This window comes from Sporosarcina sp. P18a, from assembly GCF_002743135.1.
GTDB lineage: Bacteria > Bacillota > Bacilli > Bacillales_A > Planococcaceae > Sporosarcina.
Genome location: NZ_PDYQ01000002.1, coordinates 410748 through 425816 on the forward strand (window position 1 = coordinate 410748; position 15069 = coordinate 425816).

20 protein-coding genes are annotated in these 15069 nt (G+C 37.9%); 1 reads left to right on the forward strand and 19 read right to left on the reverse strand.

The window, feature by feature from the left end; all coding sequences use genetic code 11:
• Positions 1-64: 64 nt before the first annotated feature.
• From CSV75_RS09460 to CSV75_RS09505, 11 genes are all read right to left on the reverse strand, one after another.
• Entirely contained in the window at positions 65-319 is a 255-nt protein-coding gene (locus tag CSV75_RS09460) for a GlsB/YeaQ/YmgE family stress response membrane protein (RefSeq protein WP_099632121.1), read from the reverse strand.
• A gap of 257 nt (positions 320-576) precedes the next feature.
• A complete protein-coding gene (locus CSV75_RS09465) occupies positions 577-1185 on the reverse strand; it encodes an RIO1 family regulatory kinase/ATPase domain-containing protein (protein WP_099675680.1) in 609 nt (202 codons plus the stop codon).
• Positions 1186-1553: 368 nt separating this feature from the next.
• Positions 1554-2207, reverse strand: a complete 654-nt coding sequence (locus CSV75_RS09470) for a DedA family protein (protein WP_099672377.1) — start codon at positions 2205-2207, stop codon at positions 1554-1556.
• 277 nt (positions 2208-2484) lie between these two features.
• A complete protein-coding gene (locus CSV75_RS09475) occupies positions 2485-2919 on the reverse strand; it encodes a hypothetical protein (protein WP_099675647.1) in 435 nt (144 codons plus the stop codon).
• A gap of 282 nt (positions 2920-3201) precedes the next feature.
• Positions 3202-3468: a hypothetical protein gene (locus CSV75_RS09480; protein ID WP_099675648.1), complete on the reverse strand. Its 267-nt coding sequence runs from the start codon at positions 3466-3468 to the stop codon at positions 3202-3204.
• A 67-nt stretch (positions 3469-3535) separates the two neighbouring features.
• The gene (locus CSV75_RS09485; RefSeq protein WP_099675649.1) at positions 3536-4585 is read right to left on the reverse strand and encodes a threonine aldolase family protein; all 1050 of its coding nucleotides are present in this window, start codon (positions 4583-4585) and stop codon (positions 3536-3538) included.
• 106 nt (positions 4586-4691) lie between these two features.
• Positions 4692-5183, reverse strand: coding sequence for a DUF4825 domain-containing protein (locus CSV75_RS09490; RefSeq protein ID WP_099675650.1), 492 nt, complete (start codon positions 5181-5183; stop codon positions 4692-4694).
• Positions 5184-5435: 252 nt separating this feature from the next.
• On the reverse strand, positions 5436-7106 hold the full coding sequence (locus CSV75_RS09495) for a cbb3-type cytochrome c oxidase subunit I (protein WP_099675651.1): 1671 nt from the start codon (positions 7104-7106) through the stop codon (positions 5436-5438).
• 12 nt (positions 7107-7118) lie between these two features.
• Positions 7119-7586, reverse strand: a complete 468-nt coding sequence (locus CSV75_RS09500) for a cytochrome c oxidase subunit II (protein ID WP_099675652.1) — start codon at positions 7584-7586, stop codon at positions 7119-7121.
• A 13-nt stretch (positions 7587-7599) separates the two neighbouring features.
• Positions 7600-7749, reverse strand: a complete 150-nt coding sequence (locus CSV75_RS16305) for a hypothetical protein (protein WP_158231642.1) — start codon at positions 7747-7749, stop codon at positions 7600-7602.
• 947 nt (positions 7750-8696) lie between these two features.
• Entirely contained in the window at positions 8697-9251 is a 555-nt protein-coding gene (locus tag CSV75_RS09505) for an NADPH-dependent FMN reductase (protein ID WP_099675653.1), read from the reverse strand.
• Between the two features lie 109 nt (positions 9252-9360).
• On the opposite strand from CSV75_RS09505, the gene CSV75_RS09510 reads away from it, so the two are divergent.
• A complete protein-coding gene (locus tag CSV75_RS09510) occupies positions 9361-9711 on the forward strand; it encodes a winged helix-turn-helix transcriptional regulator (protein ID WP_099675654.1) in 351 nt (116 codons plus the stop codon).
• Positions 9712-9977: 266 nt separating this feature from the next.
• On the opposite strand, the gene CSV75_RS16575 is transcribed toward CSV75_RS09510, so the two are convergent.
• From CSV75_RS16575 to CSV75_RS09550, 8 genes are all read right to left on the reverse strand, one after another.
• Positions 9978-10685 carry a ferritin-like domain-containing protein gene (locus CSV75_RS16575; protein ID WP_233191632.1) on the reverse strand — a complete coding sequence of 236 codons (708 nt, stop codon included), beginning with the start codon at positions 10683-10685 and terminating at the stop codon, positions 9978-9980.
• Between the two features lie 448 nt (positions 10686-11133).
• The gene (locus CSV75_RS09520; RefSeq protein WP_099675655.1) at positions 11134-11487 is read right to left on the reverse strand and encodes a hypothetical protein; all 354 of its coding nucleotides are present in this window, start codon (positions 11485-11487) and stop codon (positions 11134-11136) included.
• Between the two features lie 133 nt (positions 11488-11620).
• A complete protein-coding gene (locus tag CSV75_RS09525; protein ID WP_099675656.1) occupies positions 11621-12061 on the reverse strand; it encodes a terpene synthase in 441 nt (146 codons plus the stop codon).
• Positions 12062-12191: 130 nt separating this feature from the next.
• On the reverse strand, positions 12192-12656 hold the full coding sequence (locus CSV75_RS09530) for a hypothetical protein (RefSeq protein ID WP_233191633.1): 465 nt from the start codon (positions 12654-12656) through the stop codon (positions 12192-12194).
• Between the two features lie 170 nt (positions 12657-12826).
• The gene (locus tag CSV75_RS09535) at positions 12827-13378 is read right to left on the reverse strand and encodes a hypothetical protein (protein ID WP_099675657.1); all 552 of its coding nucleotides are present in this window, start codon (positions 13376-13378) and stop codon (positions 12827-12829) included.
• 218 nt (positions 13379-13596) lie between these two features.
• Positions 13597-13824, reverse strand: a complete 228-nt coding sequence (locus CSV75_RS09540; protein WP_099675658.1) for a hypothetical protein — start codon at positions 13822-13824, stop codon at positions 13597-13599.
• 99 nt (positions 13825-13923) lie between these two features.
• Complete coding sequence (locus CSV75_RS09545; protein WP_099675659.1) at positions 13924-14106, reverse strand: PspC domain-containing protein; 183 nt, start codon at positions 14104-14106, stop codon at positions 13924-13926.
• Positions 14107-14207: 101 nt separating this feature from the next.
• Positions 14208-14663, reverse strand: coding sequence for a PH domain-containing protein (locus tag CSV75_RS09550; RefSeq protein ID WP_099675660.1), 456 nt, complete (start codon positions 14661-14663; stop codon positions 14208-14210).
• Between the last annotated feature and the right edge of the window lie 406 nt (positions 14664-15069).

The window sequence follows — 15069 nt, forward strand, 5'->3', positions numbered from 1 at the left end:
AGATGTTTACCAATCAAGAAAAAGGCTGCCCTCAACATTTCGGGTAGCCCCCATCCCTGTCTATTCACCGATGTTTCCGCGCTGCTTTCATCATGTAACTGACGACTATGACAAAAATCAACGCACCTACAATAGTAGGGACGACATAAAAGTCTCCTAAACGCGGTCCCCAACTGCCAAATAAATTGCCTCCAATCCACGCACCGATGATACCTGTAATCACATTCCCCACCACACCGCCTGGGACACTTTTACCAATGATCAGACTAGCAAACCAACCCATCACACCGCCAATTATTAAATATAAAAGGATACTCATTTCACACACCCCTTCTCTAATGTCTCGCGTTGTTATTACGTACATTTTGAACAGGAAAATGAAGTACCAGAGTGATATCTTATTGACAATCTATTCTTCGTTACTGCATAATATTCGACAAATTTAAATCCGTGTAGGTACTTGTATGCAAAAATGTCCAATCTGCCACTATAAAGTAAGTTCATGGTACAGAAACACAAAGAACTCTTTACCTAAAAGCTAGTTCTCATTCGTCGTTCAGATCATATATGCATTTTTCATAACCGATACGATGGTATAAGTCCCTTTTTATACAAGAACGCTACACCATTCAAAAACGGGCCCGGGACTTTCTTCCAAAAGAATCGTTTACTATAAAATTGACGATGGGCTTTTTTCAAATTACTCCACTGTTTGCAGTCTTTTTGCTGTCTGTACCGCGCTACATCAATCAGCTTCACTCGATCGTCAGGCGTGATCAATATATTGTGTAAATGAATGTCTGAAGGATTCAAACCTGCGTCGGATGCTAGCGATAAGGCATAGTCGATTTCTTTAATATGCGCTTCTGTAATCAAACGCCCATTTGTTAGGCAATCAAAAAGTGTATCTCCCTCAACGTAATCCATCACTAAGTAATTCGCACCTGCCTCATAAATACGTGGAAAGTACTGAATATCCTTGAGTGAACGATAAATCTCCGCTTCTTCCTTCGCAATATACTCGGAGTTTGGAAAGAATACCTTCATCGCCTTGTTCGAGGATTTGACTCGGAAAACAAACGCACTTCTCCCTGTTCCGACGAGCTGCAAAGATGGATGAAAGTCTATCAGACGATTTTTTTTATTCACGACGATCGACTCCACAAGTTCCTGATATATACTCAAAACATAACCTCCAATAATTTTCAAAAACAAAAAAGAGACATCAAAACCAATTAGTGGCTTGGATGTCTCTGTTACAATCACAAAAGACCTCACCAAATAATTGGTAAGGTCTCGCAAACAACGTTAGTTGCCAGTAAAGCCGAGGACTTCCATCCTGTGTTGACGACTTTTACTGTCATAGCTACTCCCCTTAACGGAAGTGTTCGTATACATGTATAGGCTCACTATAAGTTGAACCGACTTAGATGTCAACTAACTAAGCATGCATAGGTATTCATTGACACATTGTGATAAAACAACCAATTACTTTTCTGCTGAACCCCTTATTCCATCAAACGTTTCACTAGTGCACCTTAAACTGTTTCTTCTCATCTTGCAGGTTGACTGCTAAATTTACTTTTTACCATACCGATCAACGCAGGCAGGACAGACAAAAAGATAATCGCAAGTAACACCGTGGAAAAGTTCTCTTTAATAATAGGAATATTGCCGAATAAATACCCTAGCATCGTGCACAGACCTACCCAAAAAGCTGCCCCGACGACATTATAGAAAGCAAAGTACCGGTAATTCATGCGGCTCGCGCCCGCAACGAACGGAGCGAATGTCCGGACAAACGGCATAAATCGGGCAATTAGGATGGTTTTCCCGCCGTGTTTATTAAAGAACGCCTCCGCGGCTTTCATTTTCTCTTGGTTTATGACTTTCCCTAGCCAACTGCCAGGAGAAATCGACATGCCCACTTTACGTCCAATATGGTAGTTCACTGTATCGCCTATGACCGCCGCAACGAAGAAGACCGCGACAAGCAACCAAATATTAAAAGCATCTAGCGCCGCAAATGCACCGCCTGCGAAAAGTAAGGAATCTCCAGGTAGAAACGGAAATATAACGATTCCAGTTTCAATGAAAACGATTAAAAATAAGATGACGTACGACCAGCCGCCAAATATTTGAATAATATCGACTAGATGCTCGTCAATGTGCAAGATAAAGCTGATCAGACCTTGAATGAGGTTCATGTAAAGGCTCCTTTTTTGAAAAAATGACTTCGACGCTACGCAAGTGAGGATACTAGATGTATACACACTATCTATCTACTTTACGTTCGGCATAGGGTATTTATCCTTGAAAAGTGCCAAGCAAGTAAAATAAATAGGATTCGGTTCCCATTTGAAAGCAAACAGGAATTGAATAATAAGCGGTTGCGCCCACTTATGAGGTTAATTAAATATACCATGGATTCCCGTAAGTTCATCCAACTTATTATATTTTCCATACAATTGAATCAAAGACACGCTACACGCGACTGCGGTCAACGTATCGGATGACTAGGCTAGCAACGAGAACACTGAAAATTAAATGACTCGCCGTCCAGTAAAACCACGCAATGCCGTCATCCGCAGCTGGCGGCTGGTCGGTTAGCAAGGTAAGGAAATACAATACTCCGCTTCCCGCTGTGTAAACAACAATATACGGCCACATTTTATATTGCCATTTGAAAAACTTCAATAGGCAAAACAGCCCCAACACGCTGACAATACAAAAGACGAAGTGAAAGATGATGCCGAACCAAGTGACGTGCGAAAAGACATGAATGATGGGGAAGTAATCTACATTATACAGCAAAATATACGCTTCATTTCCTGTTACAGCCCATATGACAAGCATGAGTAGCGCCAACACGACACCACCGGCAATTCCTATGCCGATCAACTGCAAAAATTGCTTCATCCGCTTTCCCTCTTTTCGTTAAGCTGTTTGGTTATCTATTCCCGCGTATTTTCTAAATAAACGGTCCTGTTCCATAGCTTTCTTGACTGCGAATCTACAGTCTGGATGCACTACTACGTGTCATACAACCAAATAAAAGAGACCTCACCAAAAACGGTAAGGTCTCACAAAAAGATGAGTTGTCAGTTGAACCAACGAACTGCATCTTGTAACTTCAAATTTCACTGTATTCGTTACTCCCCATTAGTGGATGTAAAACGTATAATACTAGAGTTTCTCTTGTTATTCTTTAATAGTATCCACAAGTCGCTTGGCATCTACCATCGACATGCCTTTATATTCCCTCAAGTACTTCACAGTTTTTACGACACCAAGAGTTTTTAATTTTTCATGGACATCAGCGATTAATTCATCCTGACTTTCGACGGGGCGCAATCTCTGATTCTCTTCCTTTAATACTCTAATTTGTTTGGCTTGCCCTAGAATCAGCAATAAGAATCCTACGGTTGTTACCGTGAGCGCTAAAATCAACATTCCATCCGTATTCATAAACGAACCCCCTCTACTAGAGTTGGTACCATGTTAACATCTACTGCTATTCAACTCCAACTAGTTACTAGTTGGATGTAATACATAGCCGATGCAAATCATGGACGAGCATGTCAACATGTTCTTTCTTAGTAGACCAACTTGTACAAAAACGAACCGCACTATGGCTAGCATCGACTTTTTCCCAGAAGGTAAATGAATACTTTTTGCTCAACTCCGTCATGACATACTCCGGCAAGATCGGGAATTGCTGATTAGTTGTCGAATCATAACGTAATGCAAACCCGTTCTCCACAAATGCTTGTCGAAGGATCAATGCCATGTCCACCGCGTGTTTCGAAACTTCGTAGTACAACCCATCTTCAAACAACGTTTCAAACTGGATTCCTAAAAGTCTCCCTTTAGCGAGCAAGCCGCCTCTTTGTTTAATAAAATATCGGAAATCTTTTTTCAATGAATCATTGGTAATGACAACCGCTTCACCAAACAACGCACCTATTTTCGTTCCGCCAATATAGAACACATCACATAGTCGTGCATAATCTGCTAACGTGATATCATTATCCACCGAAGCCAAACCATATCCAAGTCGGGCACCGTCCAGTATTAAAGGCAACCCGCATTCCCTACACACTTTATTCAAAGCTTCCAATTCCGCTTTAGTATAAGTCGTTCCATTTTCTGTAGGGTTTGAAATGTACACGAGGCCCGGCTGTACACTATGCTCAGGGCTCGCGTCATTCCAGTGAGCATCCACTAACTCTTTTACTTGCTCCGCTGTAATTTTCCCGTCCTCGCTAGGTAAAGTAAGCACTTTATGTCCGGTAGATTCAATAGCGCCTGTTTCATGTGTCGCGATATGTCCACTCTCAGCAGCAACTGCGCCTTGGTAAGGTCGTAAAATCGATGCGATGATCGTCGTGTTCGTTTGAGTTCCCCCTACTAAGAAGTGAACATCTGCCTTTTGCGCTTCACACTCTTTACGAATATACTCTCTAGCTTTTTCGCAGTGTTCATCCATACCGTATCCCGGAGTTTGTTCTTCATTTGTTTCAATCAATCGTTGTAAAATTCGCGTATGCGCGCCTTCCGTATAATCATTTTCAAATCGTATCATCGTTGTCCATCTCCAAATATGCCTGATTTTTTCTGCAAGTATACCACAGAATGATGGATTTCTGTTGCATCTTATATTGTTCTTGCAATGATGAATTTTCCGTTTTTTATTCCACAAACAGCTGTTGTACTTCATTGTCATCTTGTAGTTTTTCTTGAATGAAAACATCCAATTCCTCTTCATTCGTAAAGTCGTTTAACTCTTTCCCATACCACTCCTGCAATTCCGATTTATGAATTGTATATGTGTAGTCTCCAAATTCAAAGCTAACCCACTCTGCATTCTCGATGAGCGCGAATAAATAGCTAGCGTTATAAATCGCTGTCTTTTTATATTCACTTTCCCCCATCGCTGCATCCATATTTTTATACTTGATCGTCATACCATAGGGTTCTGTTTTGGTTTCAAGCGACACTTCCTCAAACTTTTCAGCATCATGCAGTTGTTCTATTATATGGATGACTGCACTGTTATCACCAATATATGATCCTTTGTATTGGAATACATCTTCACTTGGCTGATCGGTAGTGGAACTACAACCATTTAAGAAGAGTATGAGTATAAATGAAGTCAAAAAGTATTTTGTGAAGTTTTTCATCGTATTCTCCTCCCTTAGTATGATTCTCTCTATCGCACAATGATCAAGACGAGAGATGTTATTTGAGTTTCAGAGAGTTCCATTATATTTTACGCTATAGCTATTCCGTCATCATAATCATTTATCCATTTACAGTCAAAAAGAGAGGTAAGTATCACTACTTCCTCTCTACTACTCGAATAGGATGTTTAGGTTTTTATGTTGCTTGCCAACTTTCCTACATATCGTTGCGCCCTATTAGAAAAAGCACGTCTACCAAGTGATAAATGGTGCGGATCCTGGTGGTGCGTTTCGTATCATATCAACTAGAGGGAAAACGTAGCCAAACGCGACAATGAACAGCATGATCATAATCCACACACTCCACCGTTCTGTCCATCTCGGTGTTTCGCTTGCATTATCTTCACCTTCTGCAATAGGAAATTCTGTAACACCTTTTGGCGCAAAGAACATTAAGTTGAAGACGATATAGATAATCAGCACGAGACCTATAGTTAATAAAGTTCCTCCTACTGCTAACAAAAGTAAATATGGATCCCAACTTGCAGCAGTCGCACTATCGCCATATGTTGTGTGAGACGTTCTTCGTGGCGCACCTAGAAGTCCTACTGTATGCATACCTCCAGCCATAAACACCATCCCAATAGTCCAAATAAGTGTTTGAATAACACCTAATTTATTCATCGCAGGAGTAAGTGTCCGCTTGGATAAATACGGTATGAGCCAATACATCGCACCGAAGAAGGTCAACACCGCTGTCACGCCAACTGTTATATGGAAATGGCCTACAACCCACAGCGTATTATGAACGACTTGATTCAATTGATTCGCATTTTGCGCAATACCACCTGCTCCGCCTGGAATAAAGAAAATCATCGCGATCATAGGGGCAAGGAAACGCACGTCTCCCCAAGGCATCTTAGTAATCCAACCGAAAACCCCCTTCGCCCCTTTCTTCTTCCCGACTCGAGCAAATACGAAGAACATAGCAAATGCGGTCATTAAGGACGGGAAGCCGATCACCATACTCATAAGCGCATGCGTTAGTTTAATTCCTTCAGACATTCCTGGGTCCACAATTTGATGGTGGAAACCGCCTGGAATATTCGAAACAACCAACAGTATGACCACTACCCTCGTCAACGTATCACTGAATAATCTACCGCCAATCACTTTCGGTACCACTACATACCATAATGAAACTGCGGTTAAGTACCAAATGTTTACGAACGTATGGCCGAAGCTCCAAAACAATGTTCTACTGAGCATCACATTAATCGTTTCCGTCCAACCAAACGCCCACGGTATCAGCATCAACACTTCTGCTGTCACACCAAGACTTCCGAAGAATAGAAGTGTGAAAACACCCATCGCAAAGAATGCTAGTAATGGTAAATGCTCGCCACGGTTTCTTTTTCTCCACTTGGCGATTTGAATAAATCCACCGAACGCTGCGATCCATATGCCAGCAACAACAATGAATAACCCGACATAGAACCAAGGTGACGCCTTCATAGGCGGATAAAATGTATACATAACAGATGCGGTACCCATGACGACTGTCGTAATGACAAATACTACACCTACAAGCATGGTAACGAGAGAAATCCAACCCATCTTTCTAACGATTGGAAATAAACCGTCCATCGTCTGAGAAAGAATCGAGTAAAAGTACGCAATGACAAATAAAACAGAGAACACTAAAACTAATAAAATACCATGTGCCGTCAAGACTTGGTAGTAATTAAAGTTTGTGGGTAGTTCAAGTAATCCCGCACGGTTAAGTCCCTGGAGTAAACCTAAAAGTCCTCCTATCAACAAGGTGACAAAAGCTATTGCGAAATACATTAATGTAAGACGTGAATCTAACTTGTTTCCTCCTGACATCTTACGAATTTTACTTTGCTTTTCAATTGTTTCCATATCATTCACCCCCTATTTAACTATGATTTTCATACTCATTAATTGATGGCCTATGCCGCAGTATTCATTACAAATTACTAAATATTCACCAGGCTTCTTAAATTTCTGCTTCGCTTCTTGAATATGTCCTGGCATGATCATTGCATTTAAATTTGTGCCAATTACTTGAAACCCATGCATTACATCTACGGAAGTCATTTTAAAATGAACAGTTGCGCTAGCCGGTATTTCAATTTCGTTCGGTTCAAAAGAAAAAGCGCGCAATATCATGACCACTTCATATTCATTTTCACCAATTTTGGAAATACCCGGATTATCAAATGGCGCTGTCTCTTCAACTTTTTCTGGATCAATCATACCTACTCCACTTGGAGGACCTTGCCCTAATGCGAAGGTCTGAACGCCACTGTACACTACTGCAATGACCAACATGGAAGCCGCTAAAAAAAGCCAGATTTTTTCGTATCGATGCATTTTCATTTGAATACCTCCTTCATAGTCTTACTGAAAAGATAATAAACAATATCAACCAAAAAAACGCGATACCGCCACCGACGAATAAAATAGAAGCATACATTGCATTTCTGAAGGAACCTTCATCCACTTCTTCCTTGCTCACTTGTTTGCTCGGTAAATTTTTCATTTTATTCCCCCCTATTAGTAAGTGATTGTCGAGAATGTATAAAGCAGTTGTGTAATCCAAACTATGATCTATGAACGACAATGCTAGTGTACATTTGATAAAATTCGCCACATTACCTAAAGAGCAACTATTGAAGATGGGACAAACATAACATATTTAATACAAATATTCTAATAATTCCAATAATAAGTATGCTAGATTTCATAATCTCAATACTATATATGAATAACTTCAAATGAATAGTCCACTGCTAAGATTACGCTAACCAAGGAATTTCTTGCCGTTTTCTATTTAAACTATATAATATTCTCAGTTCAATATTGCGATATAAGAAGTGAACTTGGCTTGGACTCTCACACCACACTCATTGGTCAAGGCACTTACTTTCGAGTTGCGTAACTCCTAGCTTTAGTATGGATCACTTAGACGACGAAAACCTTGACGTGCATCAAGTTTAAACATTCTAGTTTTCAAGGAAATAACGTACAGTGAAATTAACTAACTTGATAAAAATAATGTGATTTATCGGTAACAATAAAAAAGTGACTGGCGCTAGTCATCGCGTCAGTCACTTAAAGTACAACTATTTCTTGAATCCGCTTTTTCTGAAGTTCCGTGGATACGACAGAATAATCTACTTGTCATTACAGCAAGTGCAACGTAGTATGATTATACTTCTTTACCCACTATTTAAAGCATTGAAAAGATTGATTTAAACCCACAGCACCGACTTTCTATCCTTGAGGTGATGGGATCGGATAATGATGCCAAACTTCAACAATTCGATCCGAATTCCATTTCTGTTATTTGGCTCGATCGCCTGATAATTGAGGTATGACCTACTTACCCATTATTGCTTTTCATTTGATTATGTAGCTCATCGATTTTCTTTTTAATTCTATTGAGTTGTTGTTTTCGCTTATTGTTAGTACGGAATCACAGTTTCCTTATGCTTGATATTTCTCAATCAAATGAACAAATGCATCAACGAATGATTGTAAGAATTGAACAGTTCCTTGATCTTTAACTTTGTCGTTTTCATCCAATAAAGCTGCAGCATTACTAATATAAGCTTCCGGTTGTTGAACCACTGGCATATTTAAGGGTACAAGGATTTGACGTAAGTGCTGGTTTGCACCAAATCCACCCAAATTACCAGGTGATTGGCTGATAACCGCTGCCGGTTTACCATTCCATACACTCGCTCCATAAGGACGTGAACCTACGTCTAATGCATTACTTAATACAGCAGGTACAGAACGGTTATATTCAGGCGTTACAAATAAAATAGCGTCAAATTCCTTTATTGTGTTACGAAATGAAGTATATTCTGCTGGAACATTATTTTCACCATCTACATCCTGATTATAAAATGGCAGATTTCCGATTTCGACAAATTCTGTTTCATATCCTTCAGGGAATAAAGATGCAACATTAGCTGCAATTTTTCTAGAAAAAGATTCTTTCCGTAGGCTACCAACCAAAATACCAATTTTCGTCATTTACTATCATCCTTTCTCTCAGTGTTAATATTACCAGTAATCATCACTTTTAAAAGTACGCACTTAAAAGTGGTATAGTATACAAAAAGATACTAAAGGAGCAATTAGCATGAATATAGAACCAGAATTATGTCGTGTAGAAGATGCTTTAGCCATATTAGTGGGGAAATGGAAACCAATCATCTTATTGCATTTATTGAAGAACGGTACTCAAAGGTTCGGTGAATTAAAACGAAGAATGCCTGGAATCACGCAAAAAATGCTGACTAATCAACTACGTGAGTTAGAAAACGAGGATATTATACAGCGTGTTGTCTATCCACAGGTTCCTCCTAAAGTGGAATATTCGATTACTGAATACGGTAGGAGCCTGGAACCAATCTTACACGCAATGCATGAATGGGGAACAAAGCATACATTGCATAAAAGACAAACAACTAACGAAAGAACGAGCAAATAAAAAGCTGCCTTAATCGGCAGCTTTTTAAAATTACATTTATTGTTTAAACTTAGATGAACATCTTCAACTAACCTGCCTCGTTACTTTAAAATGCTTATTCGGTTATCGCACCCTTTTACTTAATTACCCCAACTCAAGAGTTATAGCCGAATGAGATAATATTTATCATTGCAATCAAAAATACAACGATAAAAATCGTAGATAGTAAAGTTATAATCGCGGTTAAACTTTTAGGTATGGGAGTGCGATTTTTCCAAGAAAATATTTCATGTCATTTTCTTACTTTCCTGTAACAATTGAGATTCTCCCGTTCGCTCCCAAGATTCCACTGTTTCATACGCTTGCTTAGGTGAATACCCTTTGCCCACAAGTACTCCCATCAAGATAAATTCTTGAAAAATATGTGTTAAATTGATACCCCTTTTCACATCTTCTTGTGCCTCTTTGACCAAAAACTCTGTGTACCTAATCCAATCATCAGGCGTTTTTTCGATAGTTGATCCACTTTGCACATGACTATTCGTACGATTTTCCGTGTAGAGAAAATTATACTTTGCAGCATGCTTAAGTTCATCAGTTAATATTTCAAATACTACATCTCGATTTTGACGATCCGGTAGACCTTTTCGTATTTCTCTATACTTTTCTACTGCTTTTAACTCGCCAAAAAGAGCTTGCTGAATTCCGTCTGTATAGGATGCCGGTTTCTTAAACCCTTCTTCAGTTACGTCCAGTACTTCTTGCCCAGTAAAATCTTTATACATTTTCTTAAACATTACATTATGTCTAATCTCATCATCTCGAATGGATGAAATGATTTCTTTATCTTCCTGCGTCGGAGCAACGGATATTAAGTACTCATAAAAAAGCCGGTCTTCTTTTTCTCCTTGAACTGCCTCAAATATCAATGCTAATGACTTTTGTAATGCTTCCGGATTATATCCTTGATACATACTGTTCCCTAAATAGTACACATTTTTCCCCCTTAAATATATTTTCATTCTTATCGTATGGGATGAATTATGAATTGGTTACTGGTAGCCTATCTGTTCTAAAGGTATCTTTAAAAGTAAATCAATTACAGTAAAGATAGTAAATAAAAAGGATAAAACGAATTTCCCCATTTCGTACCGCTGTTGAAAGATGGAATTCAATCTCTGAACGAGCTTGTATTCTCTCAACACACGAGGTTAACATAATGCTATTTCAAGGAAGTCTTTAACTTCATGGCTCAAGAAAAGCCGGCTGCCTTGATAGGCAACCGGCACTTCTTCAATCGCACCAATTACTTGAACAGTAAAATGGAGTACTTAGTTTAACGGTTCATATGTATCAATGAGTTTACCTGTATAAGCATCTATAACAACTGTTGGCTCTGCACCATTTCTGGTAGAGCGTTGTCCTACAAACGCTCCCCATTGTTTAAGTCAAATAGACGAAAGCGATTGTAAAAGCAGCTAACCATAAGATGACCCAAATACCCCGAATCAGTTTGATCTCTTGCTTGATCCAGCCTATAATAACCGCATTCAAAACTCCGATAATTAACATGATTACTCCAGCATTAAAAAGCCAATTTATTTGTGAAATCGAGCCAGAAAACAGCACCATTACACCAGTAGAAGCAAGACATAAACCTAAAAGAGAAGATGGACGTTTTAAATCCTTTATTATTTCATGTCGCTCTTCTTCGGTAGCCTTTCGATAAGAAATTATAGAAAGGGAGATAGGAATTCCCCATAGCAGGATTAAAAATATGACCTTAATAATATCCACATACTCTACCCTTTCTTACTATTTTGCCTGTTTGTAAAAAGTACTTATTCAGCTATCGCGCCTATTTGCAGTAATGTCGGTGACCAAAGGACTTGATAGTTCCGTGGAATTTGTTAATCGTGTCTTCAACGGATTAGTCTTGAGATAAATGCAACCAACTTTCAGTATTGATATCTCGGATTCTGTTTGAAGATCCCACGACCTCCAAAATTCTTTGATAAGTTTCAGTGTTGCAAATATCATCTGCATACTCGTATAATTTTTCATCTATATATTCTTGTGTAATGTAATTTGTAAAAGAACTATTGTAAACTAATTCCCCGAAAAACTCTCTTAACATAACAGATTCATCTCTTTTTAAAGGTTCATCACTTAAAAAATAAACTTTAAACACATTAACTATTTCATTCAAGTCTTCTTCGTCTAAGAAACAAAGAGGATCTAGCTTTTTGTCTTCCTCTGTATAAGGTTTCCTAGTATCTTCGTTGATGACATAAGCTAATACTATATTATCTTTTAAAAAACGAAAAATCTCCAAATCCCTTAATCTGAATTTTCCGTCAACCGAAATCATTTTCCATCTATCCTAGTATAAATTTAGATCCTATATGGTAAATAAATAGCCAATTCATATTCAGCAAAATGGTCCTATTACTGAATAGGTTGCAGATCCCTTATACAAGAATTGCGCCCGATTGTTTAAGTTACTGAATTAAGATATTACCTACGTATTGCGCGCGACCTGCGTTACTTTTAAATACAACCTCTAACACGTAACTTCCTTTATCGGACGGGAATCTAAATTCTCTATTGTCATTCATTTCAATTTCAAGTTGTTCCCCATCACTTATTAGAAGAGCTGTAATCTCTGGATCTGTCCAAATATCTCCACCATTTTTTTCATTTTCTTTAAAATCTAAAGCGGCTTCTTGTTTTGCAGATACTTTTATTTCATCTTGAGATAATCCAAATTCCTGAATATCCTCTATTGTTTCGTGGACGTTCTCACTTTGCGTTTCCCAACGGATATTTGCTTCTGTTAATTGTATAGCTGTAATACCAAGGTCTAAATGGGCAGTAGGCACACCCACATCATAATCTTCTCCAAAACAACCTGTTAGTGTTAATACAAAAAGTACCCCTATAAGCAACTTCAAATATAATTTCATACTTCACCTCAAGATTTCAGTTTTTTTGACAAAATTGCCTGATTGGGATGTATGGCTTTAAGCAATCGCGCCCATTAATAGAAAGCTTTTTATAGGGTCATTGATGAATAGAGAATGTCTTTTTGTTCCTTCAACTTCACTTCCTGTAACATTAGATAATGGCACGATTATTAATTCAAATATTTTATCAGCACTTCAATTCCCTCTTTATTCTGTTCAACTAGTTCCTCTAATAACTGATTTGATTCTTCATTATAATCTGTTATCTGATTTTCATTATCAAAATGATATGGTCCTATTTTTTCTTCCAGGTATGTAAGCACGTAGGCATTTTGTTCACTTAATCTTCTGGTATATTCCCGTTGAAATTCCTTAGGATCCATATCAAACTTTTTTGCCTGCGATTCAACAAATTCCCGTATTTGCTTGCTATTCGGATCTTCCGTGTCTGCAGGTGGCAGTACCGCAAACACGTCACTATCTGTATCCAGATGTCCGGATATATCGAGGCCCATTTTCTTCACTTCCTGTTTCACCAGTTCTACCCGTATGGCACCGTCCAAATAATTCAATGCTGTTTTATCCGGTAATAAGAACCGTAAATCACCGACCGTGATCTCCTGCCCATTTACGATTGCCGCTGGTTCATCATTATCATATTTCGCTATACCCCCGCAGCCCGACAGCAGGACAAGAAGAAGCAATACGAAACAGAACTTCATAGATTTCAACCTCCAGGCACCTCCTATTCTTTATTAATCTGTATTGAAACAAGCTTGCCATATAAGCTTGTTTCCTTCGTCTTTAAGTACTCTTAATCCTTTTAAATTCCTAAGAATGGCACGGAACAATGCTCTATGTAAACTAAGCACTTGCAAACTTTCCATTTTCTAACTCCTTGCATACTAAATTCACTATCTAAATGGAATCAGGAGAATCCTCATGTCCTAATTGCACCCATTTGTTTAAATATTTCATACCTTTTTTGACGTATTGACCATCTTGAGTAAAAAAGTAACTCCCCGATTATTAATCCAAATAAAATGGCGACAATGCCGGATTTATAATCAGGTTTATCTAATAAAAATATAACAACTATAAATCCAATTAATAAACCAGATGTTATACTTATATAGTATTTATATCTTTCTTTCAAATACATTTTCATAGTCAATCACCCTTATGATAACTATTCATCAATCTGGCCCTATTACTGAAATAGATAAAACTCTTCTTCCGGAATCGCACCCGATTGTCTGAAAACCCTTTACAAGCTTAGTTCATCAAAAGGTAAGAAATAAGCCAAAACTACATACACGAGTAAGCTGGCTGGTAAAATGAAAAAGATAATTCGAATTGCAAGTGAAGAAATCCCAAAGTATTCTGCAATGCCTCCACAGACTCCTGATATAATTTTGTCTTTTGAACTTTTCTTGAGTTTATTTTGCATTCTAATCCACCTCTTCTTTGTAAAATAATCTGGCCCGTTTATGTTATTTGACACGATCCCCTGTTAAGCTATTGCGCCTGAATGTGGAAGTGATAGTACCTCTACTTTTCATTGAATTCCAAAGAAATCATGTCTATTTGTATATTGGGTTTTACAGCTAACAATGAAAGTATAAATTCACTTTCATTTTTGGGAGATATATTTATCACATCATATTTACCATAAAGAATCTCCAACCTGTCAACGGATAGAGCAGGCGCTGTAAATGGACTTTTTGTTCTGCTAATTTTTTTGATCTCGTTGATATGTATTTTACTTTTAAAAGGACCAAATTTTAATTTCAGCAATTCCCCATCAACCTTATAACCTGTTCCAAACCAAATCCATAATAATAAAGTTAGAATGGATGCACCTATGATATATCCAGGCACACTTTTATAAGTGATTAGTTGCCAGCCAACAGGTTCTCCACCAAAAATGTAAATTAAAATCATGAAAAGAATAAAGCCCCAAATGATTAAGAAAAACCAAATGTCTTTCTTGGTTGGAAAATACAATCGAATCACCTCTATTTAGATACCTATTCCATTAAATGGACCGTTAGTTGCACAAATATTATTGTTTATTTTTGATTTCTTCTAAAAGAGAAATCATCTTATCATTTTGTTCAATAACTGTTTGATTCTGTTTTCTAATTTTTGCAAAGTCGAATACAAATACTATTAAAACCAAGATTAAAAAGAATAACACGTTTTCCCCTCATTTCTATACCAGCAATTCATTTTATTTTTCAAAAATCGTGTAGTTGCCCTTTTATACTCGACATCACCTTAAACTTATCTACTTTTATTCAATCACATTAAATTTGTTGATACACAATTTGGACCTCTTGCGGGAAAACAATTATGCCATAAGATGTGTTATAAAATATAGAAAACCATATGACCCTAGCGAACCAATACT